Genomic DNA, 24,552 nt, shown 5'->3' with positions numbered 1-24,552 from the left:
CGGTGTCGTTCGGCGCTACAACTCAGCACTCGATGACGTTCACCGCCAGCCCACCGCGGCTGGTTTCCTTGTACTTGTCCTGCATGTCGCGGCCGGTATCGCGCATGGTCTTGATCACCTTGTCCAGCGACACCTTGTGCTTGCCGTCGCCACGCATCGCCATGCGCGAGGCATTGATTGCCTTCACCGCGCCCATCGCGTTGCGTTCGATGCAGGGGATCTGCACCAGGCCGCCGATCGGGTCACAGGTCAGGCCGAGGTTGTGTTCCATGCCGATTTCCGCGGCATTCTCGATCTGGCTGGGGTTGCCACCCAGCGCTGCGACCAGGCCACCGGCCGCCATCGAGCAGGCCACGCCCACTTCGCCCTGGCAACCCACTTCGGCGCCGGAAATCGAGGCGTTTTCCTTGTAGAGGATGCCGATCGCCGCCGAGGTCAGCAGGAAGTCGAACACGCGCTGCTCGTTGGCGCCGGGGCAGAAGCGGTCGAAGTAGTGCAATACCGCCGGCAGCACACCCGCGGCACCGTTGGTCGGCGCGGTCACCACGCGGCCTCCAGCCGCGTTTTCCTCGTTCACCGCCAGTGCGTACAGGTTGACCCAGTCCAGCGTGGTCAGCGGATCGCGCATCGCCGCTTCCGGCTTCGACGACAGCTCGCGGTACAGCGCCGGTGCACGACGGCCCACCTTCAGGCCACCCGGCAGCACGCCTTCCTCACGGATGCCGCGCGTCACGCACGACTGCATCGCACTCCAGATCTCGCGCAGCTGCGCGCGGATCTCGTCCTCGCTGCGCCAGCACTTCTCGTTCTCGAACATCAGCTGGGCAATGCTCAGGCCGCTGCGCGCGGTCTGCGCCAGCAGCTCGTCGCCGCTCTTGAACGGGTAGGGCAGCGGGGTTTCGTCGGGCACGATGCGGTCATCGGCCGCGTCGTCCTGGTTGACCACGAAGCCACCACCGACGGAGTAGTAATCGCGGGTGGCGATCACTTCGTCCTCGGCGTTGTACGCGGTGAAACGCATGCCGTTGGTGTGGTACGGCAGCTTCTGGCGCTTGTTCATGCCGAGGTCGCGCTTCTCGTCGAAGGCGATTTCGTGCTGGCCCATCAGCTGGATGCGCTTGCTGCTGCGGATGCGCTCCAGCGTGGCCGGAATGATGTCCGGATCGATCAGGTTCGGGCGCTGGCCTTCCAGGCCGAGCAGGATCGCCTTGTCGGTGCCGTGGCCGCGGCCGGTCAGCGCCAGCGAGCCATAGACATCGGCGCGGATGCGCGCGACCTCGTGCAGGCGGCCCGGATCCAGCAGCCAACGGTGGATGAATCGCTCGGCGGCCTTCATTGGCCCGACGGTGTGCGAGGAGCTCGGGCCAATGCCGATCTTGAAAACGTCGAACGTGCTGACAGCCATGGTTGCCGTACTGCGGGTACCGGAAGAGACCGCTATTCTAGCGGTTCATGCCGCACTTCCATGGCTGCGGCGCAGCATTTCCGCCAAGGGGTCCCATCCGGTGTTGACTCTGTTCCAGCGTGACGACTGCCACCTGTGCGACATGGCCCTGGCCGAGCTGGCCAAGGCCAGGGCGCCGGAGTTCGAATCGGTGTTCCTGGATGACCAGCCGGCGCTGGAGCCGCGCTACGGCGCGCGGGTGCCGGTGCTGCGCGACGAGCGCGGTGACCGTGAGCTGGACTGGCCGTTCGACGCGGCCACGGTTAAGGCCTGGCTGGCTGAAAGCTCACTGTAGAGCCGAGCCATGCTCGGCTGACGCGCGCAGCGCGACCTGGACGGCAGCCGAGCATGGCTCGGCATCTACAGGATGCGGCCGGGGCCGTGCCCCGGCCCATCGCTCATTTCGCGTCGAACTTCACGATCGTGCTGATCGCGGTTTCGTCCGGGATGGTCTTGGTGTCGGCCCAGTCACCGCTGCCGACGCCGAAGTCCAGGCGCTTGACGGTGGCCTTGCCGGTCAGCACCGGCTGGGTGCCCGGCTTCCAGGTGAAGGTCAGCGTGACTGGCTTGCTGACCCCGCGCAGTTCCAGGGTGCCGTCGGCGGCGAACTGGTCGTTGCCCACCGCTCGGAAGCCCTTGGCGGTGTAGCGCGCGGTGGCGAACTTGCCGACGTTGAAGAAGTCGGCGGTCTGCAGGGTCGAGTCGCGGTCGCTGTTGCCGCTCTTGGCGCCGGCCAGCGGGATCACCACGTCCAGCGAACCGGCGGCCGGGTTGGCCGGGTCGAAGCTGAGCTTGGTGGCAAAGCCCGGGAAGCTGCCGGTGAACACTTCGCCGTCGTACTTGGTCGCGAACACCAGGATCGAACCGGCACCGGGGGCCTGCGCGTAGTTGGCGGCGAGCACCGGGGCGGTGGCCAGCATGCCGGCCAGGGCGGCGGCCACGGCGGCCGGAGTGGTCAGTTTCAGGTTCATCGGTCAGTCCTTCTGAGGGGAGGTGAGCCAGCCACGCGGCAACATGCGGGACAAGGTCGCATCGCGCTGGAACAGGTGGTGGTAGAAGGCAGCGCCGGCATGGGCCAGCACCACCGCGATCAACAGCCAGAAGCCGTATTCGTGGATGGCATGGGATACCGCAACGACCTGCGGGTCCGGGCCACTCAGCTTGGGCACGTCAACCAGGCCGAACCAGCGGAACGGGCGCAGGCCGCTGGCCGAGTCGTACAGCCAGCCCGATAGCGGGATGGCAAACATCAGCACATACAGCAGCACATGGGTGGCACTGGCGATGCGCTCCTGCCAGCTGGGCACGCCCGGCACCGGCTTGGGGGCACCGGCATACAGGCGCCAGCCGAGGCGGAAGAGTACGAGCGCCAGCACGGTGATGCCGATCGACTTGTGCGCGGTATAGACCCAGAAATACTTGGGGGTCTTGGGCAGTTCGCCCATGGTCAGGCCGACCACGCCGAGGGCGAGGATCAGCAATGCGATCAACCAATGCAGGATCTGGCTGACACTCCCCCAGGCGGCGGGGGTGTTCTTGGCGGTCATGAAGGGTCCTCTAGGGGGCCGTCTTGGGGTCGGAGTGTGGAACGGGAGCGGGAGTTCCCGGGGCGTCGCTGCGGTCGAGTGTGGCTTCAGCCTCGATCCTCAGCTGTACTGCATCACCGATGACGCCCGGCCAGGCGGTGATGCCGAACGCGCGCCGGCTCAGCGTGGTGCTGGCGGAAAAACCGGCGGTGCGTCGGAACGGGGGCAGGGGATAGCGCTTGATGGCGTTGAGGGTCACGTCCAGCGTGATCTCCTGGCTGACCCCGCGCAGGGTCAGGGTGCCGATCACGTGGGCGCGCCTGGCATCGATCGGTTCGACCCGGCTGGAGACGAAATGTGCCTTCGGGAAGCGCTCGCCGTCCAGAAGGCTGCGGGCCAGCGTGGCCTGGTTCCACTTGGCATCACCCAGGTCCAGTCGCGACACGGGGACCTCGACATCCAGTGTGGCCTCGCGCCAGTTGTCGGGATCGAACTGCAGGCGGCCCTCACTGCCGGAGACCGTGCCCATCGCCTGCGAGTAACCCGCGTGGTCGATGGTGAACAGCACACGCGTATGCACCGGATCGAGGCGATAGGTATCTGCATCCGCCCAGGCGGGGGCGGTGGCGAGCAGCATCGGCAGCAGGGCCAGGCAGGGACGCATCGATGGCGGGCTCCGGAAAGGGGGACGTTGCGATCATACGCACAGCCCCCTGCCAACGTTGCGTGCATGGCTGCAACAGTTCGTGGTGGGTCCACCGGTGGAAACAGGCTGTTGCAGCCATGAAGCCGGCCCTGTGTGACAATCGGGACAGGACAGGGGGTTCAGGATGACGAGCGGTTGGCGCCGGTGGTGCCGAGGCATCGCGGGAATGGGGCTGCTGCTGATGGCGTTCGCCACGGCGGCCACGGCCCTGGACATGGCGGAAACACCGCGCCTGCGCCGTTTCGGTGCCGCCGAAGGCATGCCCTCGCGCATGGTGCTGGCGTTGGCCGAGGACCGCCAGGGCCATATCTGGGCTGCCACCGATGGTGGCCTGGTGCGCTATGACGGCGGCAGCCTGCGGGTCTGGGAACATGATCCGGAGCAGCCGGGATCGCTGCCCGGCAACGAGATCGAGACCCTGCTGGTCGATCCCCTGGATCGCGTCTGGGTCGGCATCAATGGCAAGGGCGTGGCCCGGCTGGATGCTGACCGCGAGCACTTCAAGACCTTCGATGCGGTCAACGGCCCCTGCATGAGCCAGTTCTGGACGTTGGCTTACGCCGAGGATGCACTGTGGATCGGCACCAGTGGCCATGGCGTCTGCCGTTTCGGTGAAGACGGCAGCCTGCGCTTCTTCGAGCATGATCCGGCCCGTCCTGGCGGGTTGCCCAGCAATACCATCTACAGCAGCCTGGTCGATGCGCAGGGGCGCCTGTGGATCGGCACCGAGGCGGGCATTGCGCGCTGGAACGGAACTGGATTCGAGGCTGTCGCGCCGCGCGAACTGGGGGCGCTGAGTGTGTTGCGCCTGAGCCGCGACCCCGATGGCTCGATCTGGGCCGGCAGCCAGAACGACGGCCTCTACCGTATCGACGCGCAGGACCGGGTCAGTCGTCCGCGCTGGACCGACAGTGCACGCCTGCGTTCGGCACTGGTGCTGGCCGATCGCCAGGGGGGTTACTGGGCGGGCACCTCCGATGGCCTGTTGCGCGGAGATGCCAGCATGCTGCGGCGGCTCGACGGCGACCGTGGCAGTGGTTTCCTCACTGCCCAGAGCGGTGTGCTTGATCTGATGCAGGACCATGAGGGCGGATTGTGGGTGGCGCTGCTGACCCAGGGCCTGGCCTACCTGCCGCCGGACTGGCGCCGGTTTTCGATCTGGAACCAGCTTGACGGCAAGCCGCTGGACAGCCAGTACCTGTTGAGTGCAGCCAGTGATGGCCGGAATTACTACGTCGGCTCAGCGCATGGCGTGTACCAGCTGGACGCGCAGGGAGTGCTGAAGTTGTTGGCCAGCGATCGCGAGATCGGCCGCGGGGCGGTGTGGTCGGTGCTGCCGCGGCCGGACGGGCGCCTGTGGCTGGGGCGTGCCGGCCGCATCAGCGTGTATGACCCGGCCACCCGCGCGCTGCACGATTGGCATATCGATGGAGGGGCCGACCTGCGCCAGCGCATCGATCTGATGCGGCAGGCCCCCGATGGCACGGTCTGGCTGTCGGTGATGAACCTGGGCCTGCAGCAGCGCAGCGCCGATGGCCGCGTGCTGCGTAGTTTCCCGCTGGAGGATCTCCGCAAGACGGCCGATTCACCGGTTGAGCAGATCCGCTTTGATGCCCAGGGCAAGGCCTGGGTGATGGGCGACATGGGGATCTGGCGTGAACAGGCCGGGCGTTTCGAAGTGGTGCCGGGCGTTTCGCGTGGGCTGATCTACGATCTGGTGTGGGTGGATCCACAGCAGCTGTGGCTGGCCCGCCAGGGCGCGCTCGAGCGCTACCAGTGGGATGGCATGAGCCTGCGCCTGATCCAGCGCATCGATGGCAGTGCTGGCGTGCCGTCGGTGAGCATGGGGGGACTGGCGTTGGCCGAAGATGGCCGCCTGTGGGCGACCACGCCACGTGGCCTGCTGCGGTGGGACCCGAAGGCGCGCCGCCTGCAGCAGTTCAACGAACGCGATGGCCTGCCCGATGCCGAGTTCACCAGCCGGCCGCCAGCGGTGAATGCCGATGGTCGCGTGCTTGCGGTGGCCCAGACCGGCCTGGTGGTGTTCGATGTGAATGCTGCCGATGCCGTGTTGCCGCCGTCGTCGCTGGTGATCGCCGAGGTCCGCGTGCGGCGCGATGATGCCCGTGGTTGGCAACCACTGCCGACCACCGGCACGCTGTTGCTGGGGCCGGATGATCGTGATCTGCAGATCGATGCACGACTGCTTTCCTATGCCAATCCGCAGGGCAATCGTTACCGCTTCCGGGTGCAGGGCTACGACCAGAACTGGGTGGAGCAGGGCGGTGACGGCCAGCGCACGTTGTCGCGGCTGCCGACCGGCAGCTACGTCATTGAAGTCCAGGCAGCCACGGCCAGTGGCGCGTGGACGCCTTCGCAGCAGTTGCAGGTGAAGGTGCTGCCACCCTGGTGGCGCAGCGGCATGGCGATCTTCGGCTACCTGCTGATCGGCTCGCTGCTGCTGCTTATCCTGGTGTGGTCGATCCGTGCGCGCCTGCGCCGCCGCCAGCAATGGCAGTTGACCGTGCACAAGCAGCAGCTGGCAGAGCAGGCCTCACAGGCCAAGAGCCGGTTCCTGGCCACGCTGGGCCATGAGGTACGCACGCCGATGACCGGTGTGCTCGGCATGAGCGAACTGCTGCTGGCCACCCCGCTGGATGCGGTGCAGCGCAGCTATGCAGGCTCGATCCAGCAGGCTGGCAGCCACCTGCTGCGGCTGGTCAACGACGCGCTGGATCTGGCCCGCATCGAGGCCGGCCGGCTGGAGCTGGACCTGCGCCCGTTCGATCTGGCCGGCCTGCTCGACCAGGTGCAGGCGTTGATGCAGCCGATGGCGAAGCAGCGCAACCTGGAGTTCCAGCGTGGGAGCGATCCGCCGGGGCCGGTCAGCGTCAGCGGCGACGAGATGCGCGTGCGGCAGATCCTGCTGAATCTTCTGGGCAACGCAATCAAGTTCACCGAGCGTGGGCACGTCGGCCTGGCCGTGCGACTGGAGGAGAATGGCGGCGGCCTCTGCTTCGAAGTGCATGACACCGGCCCGGGCATCAACGCCGAGCAGCAGGACCGCCTGTTCCATCGCTTTGAACAGGCGGACGGCCCGCGCACTGCGTCGCGCTATGGCGGCAGCGGGCTGGGCCTGGCGATCTGCCAGGAGCTGGCCGTGGCCATGAACGGACGCATCGAAGTGGACAGCCAGCCGGGCAAGGGCGCGCGTTTCCGGGTGTGGTTGCCACTACCCTGGATCCGGCAGGCCACCAATGCGCCGGGCGAATCGCCGGTGCTGCCGATGCTGCCGCCACTGCGCATCCTGCTGGTGGAGGATGACGCGACCGTGGCGGAGGTCATCGCCGGCCTGCTGCGTGGCCGTGGGCACGATGTGGTGCACGTGCTGCATGGCCTGGGCGCGCTTTCGGAGATCGCCACCGATGGCTTTGACGTGGGCCTGCTGGATCTCGATCTGCCGGCGCTGGACGGCACCGCCATCGCCCGCCAGCTGCGCACCATGGGCTATGAACTACCCCTGGTGGCGGTCACCGCACGCTCCGATGCCTACGCTGAGACCCAGGTCCTGGCGGCCGGGTTCGATGGCTTCCTGCGCAAGCCGGTGACCGGTGACATGCTGGTGGCTGCCATTGCCCAGGCGCGCGCAAAACGGCAGACCACCCTTTGAATGCGGCAGTGCCGGGCGTGAACGGCGCGACTTTCGGTTTACCATGCCGACGCCCGTAGTGCGGGAATCATCAGAAGCAGCGTGAGGAGGCAATCGGTGGTGTATCTGCGGGCGGCGATGCTGCTGCTGGTCCTCCTGTGCTGCCTGTCGCCCGCTGCGGCGCAGCCGGTGCCACCGAGCCCGCGCCAGGTGACGGTGTTCGACGGCTTGCCGTCCAATACCGTGAACCGCATGGCCGAGGACCGTTACGGTTACCTGTGGATCGCCACCAACGACGGCCTGGCCCGCTACGACGGGCGCAACTACCGGATCTGGCGTTCGGAAGACGGCCTGCGCGACAACCGCATCTGGACGGTGCTGGTCGATGCCCGCAACCAGCTCTGGATCGGCACCGAGAACGCCGGTCTTGTACGGATGTCGGCCGATCGCCGCCAGCTGCATTTCTACGACCGCAGCAGCCAGCCGTTGATGGGCACCAACACGGTCTGGAGCCTGGCCACGACGCCGGATGGTTCGGTCTGGTTCGGCACCCACGAAGGTGGTCTGTACCGCCTGGACAACCAGGACCGGCTGCAGCGCTTCCTGCCCGAAGCGAACAACCCACGCAGCCTGCCGGCCGCATCGGTGCCGTACCTGGCAACCCTGGCCGATGGCAGCCTGTGGATCGGCACCAAGCATGGCGTCGCGCGCTGGACCGGCACGGACTTTGAACGGGTCGGTGCCGGCATCGTTCCCAGCCAGTTGATCAATGGCCTGACGGCCGAGCCCGATGGCAGCCTCTGGATCAGCACGATGGCCGGTGCCGTCGTGCGTCGCCCCGACGGTCGTTTCGAGGCGCCGTCCTGGAAGCTGCCCGAAGGCGAACAGGTGCTGGGCATGATGCTGCGCGACGAGCAGGGCGGGCACTGGCTGGACACCCGCACCGGCCTTGGCCGGGCGGTCGATGGCCAGTACCAGGCCGTGCCCCTGTACAGCGCCGTGGCGCGTGGTCCGGTGCGCCCGAACTGGACCGGCGCCTACGAGGATCGCGAGGGTGGTATCTGGCTGGCCAGCACCAACGCCGGCCTCTGGCACCTGCTGCCGCGTTGGTGGCAGTTCTCGGTGCTGTCGCGGCTGGAGGACGACCCCCGCTCGCTGCGCAACGCTTTCGTGCTGGGTACCAGCCCGTCCAGCAACGGCGGCATCTGGACGGTCGGCAGCCACGGCGCGCTGGACCGCTTCGATCCGAAGACCGGCAGCATCGAACAGCATCGCACCTGGGTCAACGGCATGCACTGGCTGACCTCGGTGCGCGAGGATCGCCGCGGCCAGGTCTGGATCGGTTCCAACGACGCACTGCTGCGCTATGACCCGAAGCGGCGTGATCTGCGCCGCTGGGGCCGGGATGCCGGCGCCGACGCGACCATGGAAGGGGTCATCGAATCGATGATGACCTGTGATGGTGACAGTCTCTGGCTGATGCTGTCGGCGGGTCTTCAGCAGCGCGATCTGGATGGGCGCCTGCGGCGCCAGCTGGACAATGGCCAGCGCGGATTGCAGCAGGGCCAGCTCAATCTCGACGTGGAATGCGGGCCTCAGGACCATATCTGGCTGGCCAGCAGCCGTGGCCTGCTGCAGTGGCTGCCGGAAAGCGAGCGTTTCCAGCCGGTGCCGGGTGCACCGGCGACCGCGATCCATGCTCTGCACGTGGGAAGCGATGGCCAGGTCTGGCTGTCCGAGGATGGCCGCCTGTCGCGCTACCGCTGGAGCCAGGGCCGGCTGGAGCGGCAGGCCGTGATTGGTGCCGAGCAGGGCTACCCGGCGATCTCCGCCTCGGGACTGGTGGTCGATGCCCAGGGGGTAGCGTGGGCAACCAGTGCGCGTGGCCTGGTGCGCATCGGTGCCGATGGCCAGAGCGTGCGCCTGTATGGCGTGCACGACGGCCTGCCGAGCCAGGAATTCCGTGAGCACACGCTGGTGATGTCGGGAGACGGCCATCTGGTGGCGGGTACGCCGGCCGGTGTGGTGGTGTTCGACCCGGAGCAGGTGCGGCCCTCGATGCGGCGTGCGCCGCTGGTGATCGAGCGGGTGGAGGTGCGCCGCAACGAGCAGGTGCTGGACCTCACCCACGACACGCCGTTGCAGATCGCCGATGGCGACCGCGATCTGCGCATCGTCGCGCGCCTGCTGTCATTCGCCGATTCGGCGTCCAATACCTATCGTTACCGGTTGGCCGGCTACGACCCGGACTGGGTGGAAGTGGGACCGGCCGGTGAGCGCCTGTTCTCGCGGCTGGCACCGGGCAGCTATCGGCTGGAAGTGCAGGCGCGGTCGGCCGACCATGTCTGGTCACGGGTGCAGAGCCTGGAATTCCGCGTGCAGCCACCGTGGTGGCGCAGTTTGTCCGGCCTGCTGGTGCTGGCCTCGTTCGCGCTGCTGCTGACCAGCTGGTTCGCTTGGCTGTACCGTCGTCGCCTGCAGCGCCGCCACGCCTATCAGCTGGCGCTGCACAAGCAGGAGCTGGCCGAACAGGCATCGGCCGCCAAGACCCGCTTCCTGGCCAACCTTGGCCATGAGATCCGCACGCCGATGACCGGTGTGCTGGGCATGAGCGAGCTGCTGCTGTCCTCGCCTCTGGATCCGCAGCAGCGCGGCTATACGCAATCGATCCGCCATGCCGGCGAGCACCTGCTGCACCTGGTCAACGATGCGCTGGACCTTGCGCGGATCGAATCGGGTCGTCTGGAATTGCAGCACAAGCCGTTCGCACTGAGCAGCCTGCTGCAGGACCTGACCGCGCTGATGGGGCCGTTGGCGGCGCAGAAGGGCCTGCGTTTCACCCTCGACAACCAGCTGCCCCCCGGCCTGCAGGCCACCGGCGATGCAATGCGGGTCCGGCAGATTCTGCTGAATCTGCTCTCGAATGCGGTCAAGTTCACCAGCCGCGGCACCATCACCCTGCACGCGCGCGGCGACGCCGAGCTGCGATCGCTGCATTTCGAAGTGCGCGACACCGGCCCCGGCATCAGCCAGGAGCAGCAGCAACGCCTGTTCCGCCGCTTCGAGCAGGCCGATGGTGCACGTACCGCGGCGCAGTACGGTGGCAGTGGCCTGGGCCTGGCGATCTGCCGCGAACTGGCGCACGCGATGCAGGGGCGGATCCAGGTGGAGAGCCAACTCGGTCGCGGCACCTGCTTCGGCGTGACGTTGCCGTTGCCGATGGTGGTCGATGCCAATGCCGAAGCAGATGGTGAAACGCACCGCGAGGACGCGGCGAACATGCCGCCATTGCGGGTACTGCTGGTGGAGGACGATGCGACCGTGGCCGACGTGGTGCGCGGGTTGCTGAGTGCGCGCGGGCACGAGGTCGTGCATGCGGGGCATGCGCTGGCGGCGCTGCGCGAGATCAGCGCCGGTGATTTCGACGTCGGCCTGCTGGATCTTGACCTGCCGGGCCTGAGTGGCTTCGAGCTGGCCCAGCACCTGCGCAACCAGGGCTATATGCTGCCGCTGCTTGCCGTGACCGCGCGGACCGATCCGGACCTGCAGCAGCAGGTGGAAGCGGCCGGCATCGGCGGTTTCCTGCGCAAGCCGGTGACCGGTGAGCTGCTGGTGGAAGCGATCGCCCGGGTGATGGGCAGGTAGGAGGGGGCGGCAGGGCCTGCGGCCCTGCACCTGCTGCAAGCCGGAGCAACAGCAACAGCCGAAGCAAAAGCTGGCTTCCTGTGGGATGGCGGGGTGGATCCGGTTACGGGGGACGCTGCAAGTACGTCCATGTAAGCTCGGTCGCCGCATCCATGCGGCTCACGCCCCCGCAACCGGACCCACCCCGCCTTCGACAGAATTCTGCGATCGGGTAGATCCACGCCATGCGTGGATGCGTTTCGATTTCAATTCGACCTATTCGATGTTAATGGACGTTCATCCACGCACGGCGTGGATCTACCCGATCGCGAAAATCTGTCAGAGGTGGGGCGGTGTGGGCTTGCAGGACCGTTGGCGCCATGGATGGCGCCATCGAGCCCCCATGGACGGGTTTACGGCGTGTCCTGCAAGCCCACACCGCCCCGCCATCCCACGGAATGCCTGCTTTTGCCGTTGCTGTTGCCTTGGCTTGAAGCCTCTGCAGGTGCAGGGCCGCAGGCCCTGCCGAACCACCCTCACTCCGCGACGTGCTCGACCTGCCGTGGCTCCGGCTTGGTATCGGGCAGCTGCCAGAAGATCATCGTCGAAGTCAGGGTGATCGCGCCCACGCACAGGAACGTCGCATGCAGCGCCGCGGTCGCGCTGTTGCTGTCCAGGTGGTTGCCGAACGCGGCCAGCAGGCTGCCCGCAGCGGCGGCCCCGAAACCAGCGGCGAGCATCATCACCATCGACAGCAGGCTGTTGCCGGAACTGGCGAATTCGCGGTCCAGGTCGCGCAGCGTCACGGTGTTCATCACGGTGAACTGCAGTGAATTGACCGCACCGAAGAACGCCAGCTGCAGCAGGCGCCAGGCCATGTGCTGGCCCGGTGTCATCAGGATGAAGCTGGCCATCGCCAGGCCGACCAGCACGGTGTTGACCATCAGCACGCGGCGGTAGCCGTAGCGCTCAACCAGCTTTACCGCCAGCTTCTTCGACACCATGCCGGCCGCTGCCACCGGCACCATCATCAGGCCGGCGTTCATCGGGCCCAGGCCCAGGCCGACCTGCAGCAGCAGCGGGATCAGCATCGGCATGGCGCTGCTGCCGATGCGCGAGAACAGGTTGCCAAGGATACCGATGCGATAGCTGGGCACGCGGAACAGGGCCAGCGAGAACAAGGGGGCGGTGGAATTGGCGGCGTGCAGCCAGTAGCCCACCAGCGCAGCCAGGCCGGCCACGGTCATCAGCATCACCAGCGCATGTGGCGTGCCGAGTCCAGAGATGCCGTCCAGCGCCAGTGACAGCACCACCATCGCGAAGGCCAGCATGATGTAGCCACGCAGGTCGAAGCGGGTGCGATGGCTGGCGTAGTGGTCGGGCATGATCTTCATCGCGGCGATGAAACCGATCACGCCGATCGGCAGGTTGATCAGGAACACCCAGTGCCACGAGGCGATCTCGACCAGCCAGCCACCCAGCGTGGGACCGATCAACGGGCCGACCAGCGCGGGGATGGCGATGAAGCTCATCGCACGCAGGAAATCCTCGCGCGGCACCGAACGCATCACCGCCAGGCGACCGACCGGCAGCAGCATCGCACCGCCGATGCCCTGCAGCACGCGCGCACCGACCAGCTGGTGCAGGTGCTGGGCCAGCGCGCAGGCCAGCGAGCCGAGGGTGAACAGGATGATCGCCACCAGGAAGGTGCGGCGGGTGCCGTAGCGGTCAGCGATCCAGCCGGAGGCGGGAATGAAGGTAGCCACCGCCAGCGCATAGCTGAACACCACCGACTGCATCTGCAGCGGGCTTTCGCCCAGGCTGGCGGCCATCGCCGGCAACGCCGTGTTGACGATGGTCGAGTCCAGCATCTGCATGAAGATCGCCAACGAAACCAACCACAGCAGGGGGCGCTGGCGGTTGTAGGTCGATGGCGATGTGGACATGGGGCGCGGCCGGTGCAGCGTTGGGGAGACCATGATCGCGCACTGCGGGTCACGGCGCGATCAACATCGCGCCGCAACCGCATGCGCAAGGTTCAGCGCTGGCTGTGCGCGTGCACCGCGTCGACCAGCACCTGCACGTGCGCCGGGTCCATGTCCGGCGACATGCCGTGGCCAAGATTGAACACATGGCCCTCGCGCGAACCACCGTTGCCCGCGGCATAGGTGTCGAGCACGCGTGCGGCAGCGGCGGCGATCGCATCCGGCGAGGCGTACAGCGTGGTCGGGTCGAGGTTGCCCTGCAGGGCAACGCGGCCACCGGTGCGGCGCATGGCCTCGTCCAGGTCCAGCGTCCAGTCCAGGCCCAGCGCATCGGCGCCGGTCTGCGACAGCGCTTCCAGATGCAGGCCGGTGCCCTTGCCGAACAGGATCAGCGGCGTGCGCTCGCTGCCTTCGCCACGCTCCAGGCCCTCGGCAATGCGCTGCAGGTAACGCAGCGAGAACTCGCGGTACATCGACGGCGACAGCACGCCACCCCAGGTGTCGAACACCTGCAGCGCCTGCGCACCAGCCGCACGCTGCGCGCCGAGGTAGGCGATCACCGCTTCAGTGGTGACCTCCAGCAGGCGGTGCAGGGCCTGGGGGTGGTTCAGCGCCATCGCCTTGATGCGCGCAAAGTCCTTGCTGCCGCCGCCTTCCACCATGTAGCAGGCCAGCGTCCACGGGCTGCCGGAGAAGCCGATCAACGGCACCTGGCCATCCAGTTCGCGGCGGATCAGGCGCACCGCGTCCATCACATAGCCCAGGTCCTGTTCCATGTCCGGCACGGCCAGCCTGGCGATGGCCGCTTCATCACGCACCGGGTGGCGGAACTTCGGGCCTTCGCCTTCGACGAAGTACAGCTCCAGGCCCATCGCGTCGGGAATGGTGAGGATGTCCGAGAACAGGATGGCCGCGTCCAAGGGGAAGCGGCGCAGCGGCTGCAGGGTGACCTCGCAGGCGATCTCCGGATTCTTGGCCATGGCCAGGAAGCTGCCGGCCTTGGCCCGGGTCGCGCGGTACTCCGGCAGGTAGCGGCCGGCCTGGCGCATCAGCCAGACGGGGGTGCAGTCCACCGGTTCGCGGCGCAGGGCGCGCAGCAGGCGATCATTGCGGAGAGGGCTGGTCACGATGGGCATTCCTTGGACGAAAGTTGGCAGCGGCGTCAGTCGCCGTGCGAAAGGATCTGGAAGCCGCGATGCAGTTCGGCATCGCGGGCCTTCTCGAAAGCATGGCGGGCTTCGTCGGCCTGCAGGAACAGCTCGCGCCGCAGCTGCGAGCGGGCACCGACGCGGCCGCTTTCGCGCAGCAGTTCCCAGCCGCCGAACAGATCCGGCTGCAGGCTCAGGCGCAGGAAGCGCGGTGCCTGCGCACCGGCGTCGGGATGTTGCAGGTAGACGTGCATGGCGCCGATTGTATCGCCCCGGGGCGGCACGGACCTGTAGAGCCGAGCCCACGCTCGGCTGCGCTTCATGCCGCAGCACAATCCGTCAGCGCCGGGCCATGCCCGGCGAACGCGGAAAGGTCAGCCCGCGCCCAGCACCTTCAGCACCGCCGCCTCATCCACGTCCGGCACCACCTCGGCACGGCCCATGCCGCGCCACAGCACCAGGCGCAGGCGGCCGGCCACGTTCTTCTTGTCCAGCCGCATGCGGCCGAGCAGGGCCTGTGGGTCCAGCCCGGCCGGAATCGCCACCGGCAGGCAAAGGCGTTCCAGAAGCGACTGCAGGCGCGCGCGGTCGGCATCCTCGGCCAGGCCCAGGTGGGTGGACAGCTTCGCCGCCAGCACCATGCCCACCGCTACGGCCTCGCCGTGGTTCAGCGCATCGCGGCCCGGGGCCGAGTAGCCCTGTTCGGTCTCGATGGCATGGCCGAAGGTGTGGCCCAGGTTGAGCAGGGCACGCTCGCCCTTCTCAAACGGATCGCGCTCGACGATGGCGGCCTTGTGCCGGCAGCTGCGCGCGATGGCTTCGGAAAGCACGTTGTCTTCACCGGCGATCAGCGCATCGGCATGCTGCTGCAGCCATTCGAAGAACACGGCATCGCCCAGCGCGCCGTACTTCACCACTTCGGCCAGGCCGGCACGCAGTTCGCGCGGCGGCAGCGTAGCCAGCACGCGGGTATCGGCAATGACTGCGCGCGGCGGATGGAAGGCGCCGACCAGGTTCTTGCCGGCCGGAATGTCGACCGCGGTCTTGCCGCCCACCGACGAATCGACCATCGCCAACAGGGTGGTCGGCAGCTGCACGCAGTCCACGCCGCGCATCCAGCAGGCGGCTGCAAAACCGGCGAGATCACCGACCACGCCGCCGCCGAGGGCGAACACGCAGGCGTCGCGGGTGGCGCCAAGCGCGGCCAGTGCTTCGATCGCACGGCCGAACTCGGCCAGGGTCTTGGAGGCTTCGCCTGCGGCCAGCACGTGCTCGCCGACGATCAGGTCGGGGCGTGCGGCCAACAGCGTCTGCTTCACGGCGTCCAGATAGCGTGGGGCCACTTCGCTGTCACTGAGCAGCAGCACGTGGCGGCCGCGAACATGCGAGGCCAGCGCAGCGCCGTCGGCCTGGGCACCGGGGCCGATGGTGATGGTGTAAGGGCGGTCGCCGCCAACGGCGACCTGCAGCAGGGCGGGGGAAGTCATGCGGTCAGGTCCTGGCGCTGCCATTGCGTGGCCAGCTTGACCACCAGGTGGGCGGTCGCGTCGGCAGCGGTATACGGGTCGGTATCGAGGGTGAGGTCGGCCAGTTCGCGGTACAGCGGGTCGCGGTGTGCGGCCAGATCGTGCAGCACCTGCTCGCGGTCCGGGCGCTGCAGCAGCGGCCGGCCCTTGTCGCGGGCCAGGCGTTCCAGCTGCGCGGCCACGCTGACCCTCAGGTAGACCACGAAGCCGCGCTGGGCGATCAGTGCACGATTGCCAGGATCCAGCACCGCGCCGCCACCGGTGGAGACCAGCTGGCCGCGGCCTTCCAGCACGCGCGCAAGCGCCTCGCGTTCATGGCTGCGGAAGCCGGCTTCGCCGGAGTGCTCGAAGATGGTCGGGATGCTGGCGCCGGCGGCATCGACGATGGCCTGGTCGACGTCGACGAAGTCCAGCGTGAAGCGCTCGGCCAGGCGGCGGCCGATGCAGGTTTTGCCGGCGCCCATCGGGCCGATCAGGATCAGGTTCGGAGCAGGATTCATGCTCTCTGATGCTAACACCTCCGTGCCCTGGCCTTTACGTTCTTCACGTCAGGGTAGGCGTTCCTGCGGGATCTCCCGCGCCAGTCGGAGTACAGGCCATGACGGTCGCCAAGGTCATCGAAATCACCGCCTCCTCGCCGAAAAGCGTGGAGGACGCCGTGCGCAGCGGGCTGAAAAAGGTCTCCGAGACGGTCAAGGGCATCCAGGGCGCCTGGGTGAACGAGACCAAGGTGGTCACCAATGGCAGTGGCGAGATCACCGAATGGCGGGTCAACCTGCGGGTGACCTTCCTGGTGGAATAGGCGCGCTCAGCGCACGTCCTGCACCTGTCGCTGGCCGTCCAGCACCACCACGTGGTCGGCCAGAGCGGGCAGGGCACGCAGCGCCTGGCGGCTGACCCGCTCGTAATACTGCACGAAGCGCTCCAGCTGTGGCCGGCTCATGCCGTGCCGGCCCGGCTGCGCGGCCTGCAGGTTCTGCTCCTGCTGCCAGCGCCAGCGTGGTACCACCGAGAAATCCGGTGGCTGCAGGAACCACAGGCGGTCGCAGCGCTGCCACAGCGCAGGATAGTCGCGGGCCAGCGCCTGGTTGCACCAGCGCCGCCAGCGGCCATCGGCGTCGGCCTCCCGTTCCAGCGCGTTCAACGGGCTGTCCAGCGCGTCGTCATCCTGCGCAGGCGTGCCCAGGAACCAGCCTTCGAACACCAGCAGGTCCAGCGGTTGTTGCAGCTGCGGCCATTGCGCTTCGGGCAGGCGTTCATCGGCCAGCTTGTCGAAGCGCGGCATCGCGAAGGGCTGGCGTGCGGCCACTGCATCCAGTACCGCGTGGGCCAGCGGCAGGTCATGGGTGCCAGGCGGGCCGCGGGTGATCAGCAGCGGGTGCACCTGGCGGGCCAGTCGCTGGCGCTGCACGCGGGTCAGGTAGACATCATCGATCGACAGCGTCGCCGCGTTCAGGCCGCGTGCCTGTGCACGTGCCACCACCTGCGCGGCCAGCGTCGATTTGCCGCTCCCCTGCAGGCCGCTGATCGCCAATACTGGAACTGCTGCGTCGCTGCCCAGTGCGTCGTCCAGCACCTGTTCGGCCAATGTTTCGGGGAATCCTTTCACCTGGGGCATATACGCAGCAGCGGCCATGCAGCCACAATAGCCCAATCCGTGTGAGAAGAACGCAATCATGAGCGACCTGTACGCCGAAGCCCTGTCCACGTTTGCCGGCCTGTTCGAAGAGGCCAAGCAGAGCCGCGAGGTCGAGCCGAATGCGATGACCGTGGCCACCGCCGATACGCAGGGTCGTCCCTCGGCACGCACCGTGCTGCTGAAGGCGTTCGATGAGCGCGGCTTCGTGTTCTACACCCATCTGGACAGTCACAAGGGCCAGGAACTGCAGGCCAATCCGCAGGCGGCGCTGTTGTTCCTGTGGCGCAGCCTGCGCGAGGCCGGCATCCAGGTGCGCATCGAGGGGCGCGTGGAGCAGGTGGCCGACGCCGAAGCCGATGCCTATTTCGCCAGCCGTCCGCGGATGAGCCAGATCGGCGCCTGGGCCTCGCAGCAGTCGAAGACGCTGGCAACGCGTGAAGAGTTCGACGCGCGCGTTGCCGGGATCGAAGCCCGCTTCGAAGGCAAGGACGTGCCGCGCCCGGAGGGTTGGAGCGGCCTGCGCGTGGTGCCCGACCGCATCGAGTTCTGGTACGGCGCGCAGTTCCGCCTGCACGAACGCTGGTGCTATGAAGCCGGTGCCGAAGGGCGCTGGAGCAAGCGCCTGCTGTATCCGTAAGTCGGGGCGGTGCCGGGGCTGCGGTAGAGCCGAGCCCATGCTCGGCTGTTGTCCCTGCAGAAGCAGCCGAGCATGGGCTCGGCTCTACAGACCCTCCGCGCGCAGCCAGCGCCATAGCGTGGTGCGTGATACGCCCAGCGCCTGTGCCATGCCCTCGCGGTCATTGCGATGTTCCTGCAGCAATGCTTCCAGCTGCGCACGCGGCGGGCGTTTGCCGTTACTTTCCAGCGGCAGTGCCGTCGCGCCTTCGCTTGCCAGCTCGGGCGCAAGCTGCAGCAGTCGCGAAGCATCAATAGGCCCTTCAGCCGGCTGCCAGTGGATGCGCAGGCGATCCACCAGATTGCGTAGTTCACGCACGTTGCCGGGCCACTCGGCCGTGGTCAGCACCGCCAGTGCATCCTCATCCAGTGGCGCGTCGATGCCACGCAGCTGGCGGAAGAAGTGCTGTGCCAGCAGCGGAATGTCCCCGCGCCGGGCACGCAGCGAGGGCAGGGCGATGCGCAGCGCCGCCAGCCGGTAATACAGGTCGCGACGGAAGCTGCCTGCTGCTGCGCGCTGCTCCAGCGATTGCAGCGTGGCGGCTACCACGCGCAGGTCGACCGGCGTCGGTTCGGTGGCGCCCACGCGCAGCACTTCACGTTCTTCCAACACCCGCAGCAGGCGGGTCTGCAACGGCAGCGGCAGCTCGCCGATCTCATCCAGGAACAAGGTGCCCCCGTCTGCGGCTTCAACCAGGCCGACGCGTCCGCCGCGACGTGCGCCGGTGAAGGCACCATCGCTGTAGCCGAACAGTTCTGCCTCCAGCAGCGATTCGCTGATCGCGCCGCAGTTCAGCGCGACGAAGCGACCCCGCCGGCCGCTGGCGGCGTGCAGCTGGCGCGCGACCAGTTCCTTGCCGGTGCCGGTTTCGCCACTGACCAGCACGGTGCTGTCGTGCGGTGCATAGAGCGTAATCTGTGCGCGTACCTGTGCCATCGCATCGCTGTCGCCGAGCAGTTCATGCGCGTCGCCACGTACTGCCGGGCGCCGGCGTGGGGTGGATCGGTTGCCACTGGAGCGGGCCAGCGTCTGGGTCAGTTCCAGCGCATGTTCGAACGCCTGCCGCACCGAGTCGGCCGAGTACAGCAGCACGCCGGGCAGGCCGGCCTGTTCGGCGTGATCGATGGCCATGCCGGTGCCCACGATCACTTCGATGCCATTGGCGCGCAGGTCAGCGATGCAGTCGCGCGCATCCTCGCGGGTGACGAAACGGCGATGCTCGATATCCAGGCCGAAACTCTGCTGGAAGTTGCTGAACACCGGTACGTCGCTGGCGTGGGTGACCAGGCCGATGCGGCTGGCGATCCGTCGTGCCCGGGCCAGCGCTTCCATCAGGTCGAAGCCGTTGGCCTGGATCGGCACCAGCGGCAGCTCCAGCCGGCCGCGCAGCCAGGCCGCGTTGGAGCCGCCTGCGATGACCACGTCGCAGTGCTCGCGGCGCAGGCGCTGGCCGATCACGTCCACGGCTTCCTCGAAACCGAGGTTGATCTGCTCGATGCGCGCGCGGCGGTCGAACTCCGGAATGACGTCGCCGAGCAGACCGGTCAGCCGCGAAACGCTGACGGTCCAGATCACCGGGCGACCGGGGTCGGCGTCGGCGTGGCGCAGGGGCGAGCGGGGCAGGTACATGGCGGCGTGCGTGGGACGGGGTGTTTCATGATACATCTGTTTCAATGTTTCATTTGTTTCACCGCTGCATGGCGGTCATGCCCGTGAAATCAACGGCTTGCAGCTTGGCATGGTGCTTGCGCTTTCTTTTCCGTACCTCAACCTGGATCGCCGCATGACCGCTTCCACCCCCTTCTCCGCCGGTGCCCGCTTCCGCGAGGCGCTGGCTGCCGAATCGCCGCTGCAGGTGATCGGCGCGATCAACGCCAACCACGCCCTGCTGGCCAAGCGCGCCGGCTTCCGCGCCATCTACCTGTCTGGTGGCGGTGTTGCCGCCGGCTCGCTGGGCCTGCCGGACCTGGGCATCAACACCCTGGAAGACGTGCTGGTGGACGTGCGCCGCATCACCGATGTCTGCGACCTGCCGCTGATGGTCGACATCGACACCGGCTTCGGCCCGAGTGCGTTCAACATCGCGCGCACCGTGAAGTCGCTGATCAAGGCCGGCGCGGCCGCCTGCCACATCGAAGACCAGGTCGGCGCCAAGCGCTGCGGTCACCGCCCGGGCAAGGAGATCGTCTCGCAGGGTGAAATGGTCGACCGCGTGAAGGCGGCTGCCGATGCCAAGACCGATCCGGACTTCTTCCTGATCGCGCGTACCGACGCCATCCAGGTGGACGGTGTGGACAAGGCCATCGAGCGCGCCATTGCCTGTGTCGAGGCCGGTGCCGACGGCATCTTCGCCGAGGCGGCCTACGATCTGGACACCTACCGCCGCTTCGTCGACGCGGTGAAGGTGCCGGTGCTGGCCAACATCACCGAATTCGGTGCCACCCCGCTGTTCAGCCGCGATGAACTGGCTTCGGCCGGCGTTGCCATCCAGCTGTTCCCGCTGTCGGCCTTCCGTGCGGCCAACAAGGCGGCCGAGAACGTCTACCAGGCGGTGCGTCGCGACGGCCACCAGCGCAATGTGGTGGAGACCATGCAGACCCGCGAAGAACTCTACGACCGCATCGGCTACCACGCCTTCGAGCAGCAGCTCGATGCACTGTTCGCCGCCAAGAAATAAGCAGTACCCTGCACCATCAAGTTTTCGGAGGGAAACATGAACGATACGACCGCAACCCCGACCTTCAAGCCGAAGAAGTCCGTCGCCCTGTCCGGCACCGCTGCCGGCAACACCGCGCTGTGCAGCGTGGGCCGTAGTGGCAACGACCTGCACTACCGTGGCTACGACATCCTGGACCTGGCCAACACCAGCGAGTTCGAGGAAATCGCCTACCTGCTTGTGCACGGCAAGCTGCCGACCCGCGCCGAGCTGGTTTCGTACAAGGCCAAGCTGAAGTCGCTGCGTGGCATCCCGGCTGCGGTGAAGGCGGCGCTGGAAGAGTTGCCGCCGTCGGCACACCCGATGGACGTGATGCGCACCGGCGTGTCCGTGCTCGGCTGCGTGGCGCCGGAGAAGGACGATCACAACCATCCGGGCGCACGTGACATCGCCGACAAGCTGATGGCCTGCCTCGGCTCGATGCTGCTGTACTGGTACCACTGGAGCCACAATGGCCGCGCGATCGACGTGGAGACCGATGACGACTCCATCGGTGGCCACTTCCTGCACCTGCTGCACGGCGAGAAGCCGCAGGAATCGTGGGTGAAGGCGATGCACACCTCGCTGATCCTGTACGCGGAACACGAGTTCAATGCCTCGACCTTCACCTGCCGTGTCATCGCCGGCACCGGCAGCGACATGTACAGCGCGATCTGCGGTGGCATCGGCGCGCTGCGCGGTCCGAAGCACGGCGGTGCCAACGAAGTGGCGTTCGAGGTACAGAAGCGCTACGACACCCCCGATGAGGCCGAGGAAGACATCAAGGCCCGCGTCGAGCGCAAGGAAGTGGTGATCGGTTTCGGCCACCCGGTCTACACCGTCTCCGATCCGCGCAACAAGGTGATCAAGGACGTGGCCCGCGAGCTGTCCGAAGAGCAGTCCAGCATGAAGATGTACGACATCGCCGAGCGCCTGGAATCGGTGATGTGGGACATCAAGAAGATGTTCCCGAACCTGGACTGGTTCAGCGCCGTGAGCTACCACATGATGGGCGTGCCGACCGCGATGTTCACTCCCCTGTTCGTGATCGCCCGCACCGCCGGCTGGAGCGCGCACATCGTCGAGCAGCGCATCGACGGCAAGATCATCCGCCCGAGCGCCAACTACATCGGTCCGGAAGACCGCGACTTCGTCGCCATCGACAAGCGCGTCTGATCCACCTGCTGTACCCATCCGGCCGGCCGCGTGCCGGCCGGATGCTTTCGCCGCCGCACCGCCGGCACCCGGCCCGCCTCAAGCACTCCGCCAGCCCATGAATACCGATTACCGCAAGAACCTCCCCGGCAGCGCGCTGGACTATTTCGATGCGCGCGCCGCCGTCGATGCGATCCAGCCCGGCGCCTATGCCACCCTGCCGTACACCTCGCGCGTGCTGGCCGAGAACCTGGTGCGCCGCTGCGATCCGGCCACGCTCGGCGATTCGCTGAAGCAGCTGATCGAGCGCCGCCGCGACCTCGACTTCCCGTGGTTCCCGGCGCGCGTTGTGTGCCACGACATCCTTGGCCAGACCGCACTGGTCGACCTGGCCGGCCTGCGTGATGCGATCGCCGACAAGGGCGGTGACCCGGCCAAGGTGAATCCTGTGGTGCCGGTGCAGCTGATCGTCGATCACTCGCTTGCGGTGGAGTGTGGTGGTTTTGATCCGCAGGCGTTCGAGAAGAACCGCGCCATCGAGGATCGCCGCAACGAAGACCGTTTCCACTTCATCGACTGGACCAAGCTGGCGTTCGAGAACGTGGACGTGATTCCGCCGGGCAACGGCATCATGCACCAGATCAACCTGGAGAAGATGTCGCCGGTGGTCTACGTGCAGGACGGCGTGGCCTTCCCGGATACCTGCGTGGGCACCGACAGCCACACCCCGCACGTGGACGCGCTGGGCGTGATCGCGATTGGTGTTGGCGGCCTGGAAGCGGAGAACGTGATGCTGGGCCGTGCGTCGTGGATGCGCCTGCCCGACACCGTCGGTGTCGAACTGAGTGGCCGCCCGCAGCCGGGCATCACCGCCACCGACGTGGTGCTGGCCCTGACCGAGTTCCTGCGCAAGGAGCGCGTGGTCGGAGCCTGGCTTGAATTCTTCGGCGAGGGTGCTGCGGCACTGACCATCGGTGACCGCGCCACCATCTCCAACATGTGCCCCGAATACGGTGCCACCGCCGCGATGTTCTACATCGACGGGCAGACCATCGATTACCTGCGCCTGACCGGCCGTGAGGATTCGCAGGTGGCGCTGGTGGAGAACTACGCACGCACCACCGGCCTGTGGGCCGACGATCTGGCGACCGCGCAGTACGAGCGCGTGCTGCGCTTCGACCTGTCCAGCGTGGTGCGCAACATGGCGGGCCCGTCCAACCCGCACAAGCGCGTGGCCACCGCGGAGCTGGCCGAGCGTGGCATTGCTGATGAAGCCAAGCTGGAAGCCGGCAAGGCCGAGCAGGCGCAGGGCCTGATGCCCGATGGCGCGGTGATCATCGCCGCCATCACCAGCTGCACCAACACCTCCAACCCGCGCAACGTGATCGCAGCCGCGCTGCTGGCGCGCAACGCCAACGCGCGTGGCCTGCAGCGCAAGCCGTGGGTGAAGTCGTCGCTGGCGCCGGGCTCGAAGGCGGTGCAGCTGTACCTGGAAGAGTCCGGCCTGCTGCCGGACCTGGAGCAGCTCGGTTTCGGCATCGTCGCCTTCGCCTGCACGACCTGCAATGGCATGAGCGGCGCGCTGGACCCGAAGATCCAGCAGGAAATCATCGACCGTGACCTGTACGCCACGGCCGTGCTGTCGGGCAACCGCAACTTCGATGGCCGCATCCATCCATACGCCAAGCAGGCCTTCCTGGCCTCGCCCCCGCTGGTGATCGCCTATGCCATCGCCGGCACCGTCCGCTTTGATATCGAGAAGGACGTGCTGGGCGTGGATGCCGATGGCAACGAGGTGCGCCTGAAGGACATCTGGCCGAGCGACGCCGAGATCGACGCGGTGGTGAAGGCTTCGGTGAAGCCCGAGCAGTTCCGCAAGGTCTACAACCCGATGTTCAACGTGCGCGTGGAGCATGGCGCGGCGGTCAGCCCGCTGTACGACTGGCGGCCGCAGAGCACCTACATCCGCCGCCCGCCGTACTGGGAGGGCGCACTGGCCGGTGAGCGCACGCTGGCGGGCATGCGTGCGCTGGCGGTGCTGCCGGACAACATCACCACCGACCACCTGTCGCCGTCCAACGCGATCATGGCCTCCAGCGCCGCCGGCGAATACCTGGCGAAGATGGGCCTGCCGGAAGAAGACTTCAATTCCTACGCCACCCACCGCGGCGACCACCTGACCGCGCAGCGCGCCACGTTCGCCAATCCGAAGCTGTTCAACGAGATGGTGCGCAACGACGACGGTAGCGTGAAGCAGGGCTCGCTGGCGCGCGTGGAGCCGGAAGGCAAGGTGATGCGCATGTGGGAAGCGATCGAGACCTACATGGACCGCAAGCAGCCGCTGATCATCATCGCCGGCGCCGACTACGGCCAGGGCAGCTCGCGTGACTGGGCCGCCAAGGGTGTGCGCCTGGCGGGCGTGGAAGCGATCGTGGCCGAGGGCTTCGAACGCATCCACCGTACCAACCTGATTGGCATGGGCGTGCTGCCGCTGGAGTTCAAGCCGGGCACCACCCGCCTGACCCTGGGCATCGACGGCACGGAGACCTTTGACGTGATCGGCGAGCGTACCCCGCGTGCCGAACTGACCCTGGTCATCCACCGCCGCGACGGCCAGGACGTGATCGTGCCGGTCACCTGCCGCCTGGACAGCGACGAGGAAGTAGCCATCTACGAGGCCGGCGGCGTGCTGCAGCGCTTCGCACAGGACTTCCTGGAAGGCGCCAAGGTAGCGTGACGCAACCGACGGCCCGGCAACGGGCCGTCTTTCATTGCAAGG

At 67.3% G+C, this 24,552-nt stretch carries 19 protein-coding genes; 8 read left to right on the top strand and 11 right to left on the bottom strand.

Annotated features, from left to right (window positions below; all coding sequences use genetic code 11):
- Positions 1 to 22: 22 nt before the first annotated feature.
- Complete coding sequence (locus GOC52_RS15490; protein ID WP_019338791.1) at positions 23 to 1,405, bottom strand: L-serine ammonia-lyase; 1,383 nt, start codon at positions 1,403 to 1,405, stop codon at positions 23 to 25.
- A gap of 100 nt (positions 1,406 to 1,505) precedes the next feature.
- Between GOC52_RS15490 and GOC52_RS15485 the strand changes: the two genes are divergently transcribed.
- On the top strand, positions 1,506 to 1,739 hold the full coding sequence (locus GOC52_RS15485) for a glutaredoxin family protein (protein WP_019338792.1): 234 nt from the start codon (positions 1,506 to 1,508) through the stop codon (positions 1,737 to 1,739).
- Positions 1,740 to 1,842: 103 nt separating this feature from the next.
- On the opposite strand, the gene GOC52_RS15480 is transcribed toward GOC52_RS15485, so the two are convergent.
- From GOC52_RS15480 to GOC52_RS15470, 3 genes are read right to left on the bottom strand one after another with little or no spacing between them, the layout of a single operon-like run.
- Positions 1,843 to 2,415, bottom strand: a complete 573-nt coding sequence (locus GOC52_RS15480; RefSeq protein ID WP_143994402.1) for a YceI family protein — start codon at positions 2,413 to 2,415, stop codon at positions 1,843 to 1,845.
- A 3-nt stretch (positions 2,416 to 2,418) separates the two neighbouring features.
- Positions 2,419 to 2,991, bottom strand: coding sequence for a cytochrome b (locus tag GOC52_RS15475; protein ID WP_010482755.1), 573 nt, complete (start codon positions 2,989 to 2,991; stop codon positions 2,419 to 2,421).
- Between the two features lie 10 nt (positions 2,992 to 3,001).
- On the bottom strand, positions 3,002 to 3,634 hold the full coding sequence (locus tag GOC52_RS15470; protein WP_010482756.1) for a YceI family protein: 633 nt from the start codon (positions 3,632 to 3,634) through the stop codon (positions 3,002 to 3,004).
- Positions 3,635 to 3,800: 166 nt separating this feature from the next.
- Here GOC52_RS15470 and GOC52_RS15465 point away from each other — a divergent pair, with 166 nt between their 5' ends.
- Together GOC52_RS15465 and GOC52_RS15460 are read left to right on the top strand one after the other, a co-directional pair.
- Positions 3,801 to 7,346, top strand: a complete 3,546-nt coding sequence (locus GOC52_RS15465; protein WP_191849816.1) for a hybrid sensor histidine kinase/response regulator — start codon at positions 3,801 to 3,803, stop codon at positions 7,344 to 7,346.
- Positions 7,347 to 7,442: 96 nt separating this feature from the next.
- Complete coding sequence (locus GOC52_RS15460; protein ID WP_049435243.1) at positions 7,443 to 10,970, top strand: hybrid sensor histidine kinase/response regulator; 3,528 nt, start codon at positions 7,443 to 7,445, stop codon at positions 10,968 to 10,970.
- A 515-nt stretch (positions 10,971 to 11,485) separates the two neighbouring features.
- Here the strand turns inward: GOC52_RS15460 and mdtD are convergent.
- From mdtD to GOC52_RS15435, 5 genes are all read right to left on the bottom strand, one after another.
- Positions 11,486 to 12,895, bottom strand: a complete 1,410-nt coding sequence (gene mdtD / locus GOC52_RS15455; protein WP_191849814.1) for a multidrug transporter subunit MdtD — start codon at positions 12,893 to 12,895, stop codon at positions 11,486 to 11,488.
- 92 nt (positions 12,896 to 12,987) lie between these two features.
- Positions 12,988 to 14,070, bottom strand: coding sequence for a uroporphyrinogen decarboxylase (gene hemE / locus GOC52_RS15450; RefSeq protein WP_019336385.1), 1,083 nt, complete (start codon positions 14,068 to 14,070; stop codon positions 12,988 to 12,990).
- Between the two features lie 26 nt (positions 14,071 to 14,096).
- On the bottom strand, positions 14,097 to 14,336 hold the full coding sequence (locus GOC52_RS15445) for a WGR domain-containing protein (protein ID WP_019336384.1): 240 nt from the start codon (positions 14,334 to 14,336) through the stop codon (positions 14,097 to 14,099).
- Positions 14,337 to 14,456: 120 nt separating this feature from the next.
- Positions 14,457 to 15,569: a 3-dehydroquinate synthase gene (aroB, locus tag GOC52_RS15440; protein WP_057502750.1), complete on the bottom strand. Its 1,113-nt coding sequence runs from the start codon at positions 15,567 to 15,569 to the stop codon at positions 14,457 to 14,459.
- Positions 15,566 to 16,108, bottom strand: coding sequence for a shikimate kinase (locus tag GOC52_RS15435; RefSeq protein ID WP_010482764.1), 543 nt, complete (start codon positions 16,106 to 16,108; stop codon positions 15,566 to 15,568). Before GOC52_RS15435 ends, aroB begins: the two co-directional genes overlap by 4 nt.
- 98 nt (positions 16,109 to 16,206) lie before the next feature.
- Here GOC52_RS15435 and GOC52_RS15430 point away from each other — a divergent pair, with 98 nt between their 5' ends.
- Positions 16,207 to 16,410 carry a dodecin family protein gene (locus GOC52_RS15430; protein ID WP_005410663.1) on the top strand — a complete coding sequence of 68 codons (204 nt, stop codon included), beginning with the start codon at positions 16,207 to 16,209 and terminating at the stop codon, positions 16,408 to 16,410.
- A 6-nt stretch (positions 16,411 to 16,416) separates the two neighbouring features.
- On the opposite strand, the gene GOC52_RS15425 is transcribed toward GOC52_RS15430, so the two are convergent.
- Positions 16,417 to 17,244 (bottom strand): kinase, encoded by an 828-nt coding sequence (locus tag GOC52_RS15425; protein WP_191849812.1) that lies wholly within the window; start codon positions 17,242 to 17,244, stop codon positions 16,417 to 16,419.
- Positions 17,245 to 17,284: 40 nt separating this feature from the next.
- On the opposite strand from GOC52_RS15425, the gene pdxH reads away from it, so the two are divergent.
- Positions 17,285 to 17,884 carry a pyridoxamine 5'-phosphate oxidase gene (gene pdxH, locus GOC52_RS15420; protein WP_049410407.1) on the top strand — a complete coding sequence of 200 codons (600 nt, stop codon included), beginning with the start codon at positions 17,285 to 17,287 and terminating at the stop codon, positions 17,882 to 17,884.
- An 84-nt stretch (positions 17,885 to 17,968) separates the two neighbouring features.
- Here the strand turns inward: pdxH and prpR are convergent, their stop codons facing one another.
- Positions 17,969 to 19,552 (bottom strand): propionate catabolism operon regulatory protein PrpR, encoded by a 1,584-nt coding sequence (gene prpR, locus GOC52_RS15415; RefSeq protein ID WP_191849810.1) that lies wholly within the window; start codon positions 19,550 to 19,552, stop codon positions 17,969 to 17,971.
- A gap of 154 nt (positions 19,553 to 19,706) precedes the next feature.
- On the opposite strand from prpR, the gene prpB reads away from it, so the two are divergent.
- The 3 genes from prpB (at position 19,707) to acnD (ending at position 24,510) form a co-directional block, all read left to right on the top strand.
- On the top strand, positions 19,707 to 20,600 hold the full coding sequence (gene prpB / locus GOC52_RS15410; RefSeq protein ID WP_010482769.1) for a methylisocitrate lyase: 894 nt from the start codon (positions 19,707 to 19,709) through the stop codon (positions 20,598 to 20,600).
- A 36-nt stretch (positions 20,601 to 20,636) separates the two neighbouring features.
- Complete coding sequence (gene prpC, locus GOC52_RS15405) at positions 20,637 to 21,794, top strand: bifunctional 2-methylcitrate synthase/citrate synthase (RefSeq protein ID WP_010482770.1); 1,158 nt, start codon at positions 20,637 to 20,639, stop codon at positions 21,792 to 21,794.
- A 97-nt stretch (positions 21,795 to 21,891) separates the two neighbouring features.
- On the top strand, positions 21,892 to 24,510 hold the full coding sequence (gene acnD, locus GOC52_RS15400; RefSeq protein ID WP_191849808.1) for a Fe/S-dependent 2-methylisocitrate dehydratase AcnD: 2,619 nt from the start codon (positions 21,892 to 21,894) through the stop codon (positions 24,508 to 24,510).
- Positions 24,511 to 24,552 lie beyond the last annotated feature (42 nt).

Source organism: Stenotrophomonas sp. SXG-1 (genome assembly GCF_014083965.1).
GTDB classification, from domain to species: domain Bacteria; phylum Pseudomonadota; class Gammaproteobacteria; order Xanthomonadales; family Xanthomonadaceae; genus Stenotrophomonas; species Stenotrophomonas geniculata.
The sequence above is the reverse complement of the archived record's forward strand: the minus strand, read 5'-3'. Positions and strand labels throughout refer to the sequence as shown.

What these genes read in the sequence shown, in the direction of transcription:
- GOC52_RS15490 (WP_019338791.1), bottom strand. Translation starts at nt 1,405, where the DNA reads ATGGCTGTCAGCACGTTCGACGTTTTCAAGATCGGCATTGGCCCGAGC.
- GOC52_RS15480 (WP_143994402.1), bottom strand. Translation starts at nt 2,415, where the DNA reads ATGAACCTGAAACTGACCACTCCGGCCGCCGTGGCCGCCGCCCTGGCC.
- GOC52_RS15475 (WP_010482755.1), bottom strand. Translation starts at nt 2,991, where the DNA reads ATGACCGCCAAGAACACCCCCGCCGCCTGGGGGAGTGTCAGCCAGATC.
- GOC52_RS15470 (WP_010482756.1), bottom strand. Translation starts at nt 3,634, where the DNA reads ATGCGTCCCTGCCTGGCCCTGCTGCCGATGCTGCTCGCCACCGCCCCC.
- GOC52_RS15465 (WP_191849816.1), top strand. Translation starts at nt 3,801, where the DNA reads ATGACGAGCGGTTGGCGCCGGTGGTGCCGAGGCATCGCGGGAATGGGG.
- mdtD (WP_191849814.1), bottom strand. Translation starts at nt 12,895, where the DNA reads ATGTCCACATCGCCATCGACCTACAACCGCCAGCGCCCCCTGCTGTGG.
- hemE (WP_019336385.1), bottom strand. Translation starts at nt 14,070, where the DNA reads ATGCCCATCGTGACCAGCCCTCTCCGCAATGATCGCCTGCTGCGCGCC.
- GOC52_RS15445 (WP_019336384.1), bottom strand. Translation starts at nt 14,336, where the DNA reads ATGCACGTCTACCTGCAACATCCCGACGCCGGTGCGCAGGCACCGCGC.
- aroB (WP_057502750.1), bottom strand. Translation starts at nt 15,569, where the DNA reads ATGACTTCCCCCGCCCTGCTGCAGGTCGCCGTTGGCGGCGACCGCCCT.
- GOC52_RS15435 (WP_010482764.1), bottom strand. Translation starts at nt 16,108, where the DNA reads ATGAATCCTGCTCCGAACCTGATCCTGATCGGCCCGATGGGCGCCGGC.
- GOC52_RS15430 (WP_005410663.1), top strand. Translation starts at nt 16,207, where the DNA reads ATGACGGTCGCCAAGGTCATCGAAATCACCGCCTCCTCGCCGAAAAGC.
- GOC52_RS15425 (WP_191849812.1), bottom strand. Translation starts at nt 17,244, where the DNA reads ATGGCCGCTGCTGCGTATATGCCCCAGGTGAAAGGATTCCCCGAAACA.
- pdxH (WP_049410407.1), top strand. Translation starts at nt 17,285, where the DNA reads ATGAGCGACCTGTACGCCGAAGCCCTGTCCACGTTTGCCGGCCTGTTC.
- prpR (WP_191849810.1), bottom strand. Translation starts at nt 19,552, where the DNA reads ATGTACCTGCCCCGCTCGCCCCTGCGCCACGCCGACGCCGACCCCGGT.
- prpB (WP_010482769.1), top strand. Translation starts at nt 19,707, where the DNA reads ATGACCGCTTCCACCCCCTTCTCCGCCGGTGCCCGCTTCCGCGAGGCG.
- prpC (WP_010482770.1), top strand. Translation starts at nt 20,637, where the DNA reads ATGAACGATACGACCGCAACCCCGACCTTCAAGCCGAAGAAGTCCGTC.
- acnD (WP_191849808.1), top strand. Translation starts at nt 21,892, where the DNA reads ATGAATACCGATTACCGCAAGAACCTCCCCGGCAGCGCGCTGGACTAT.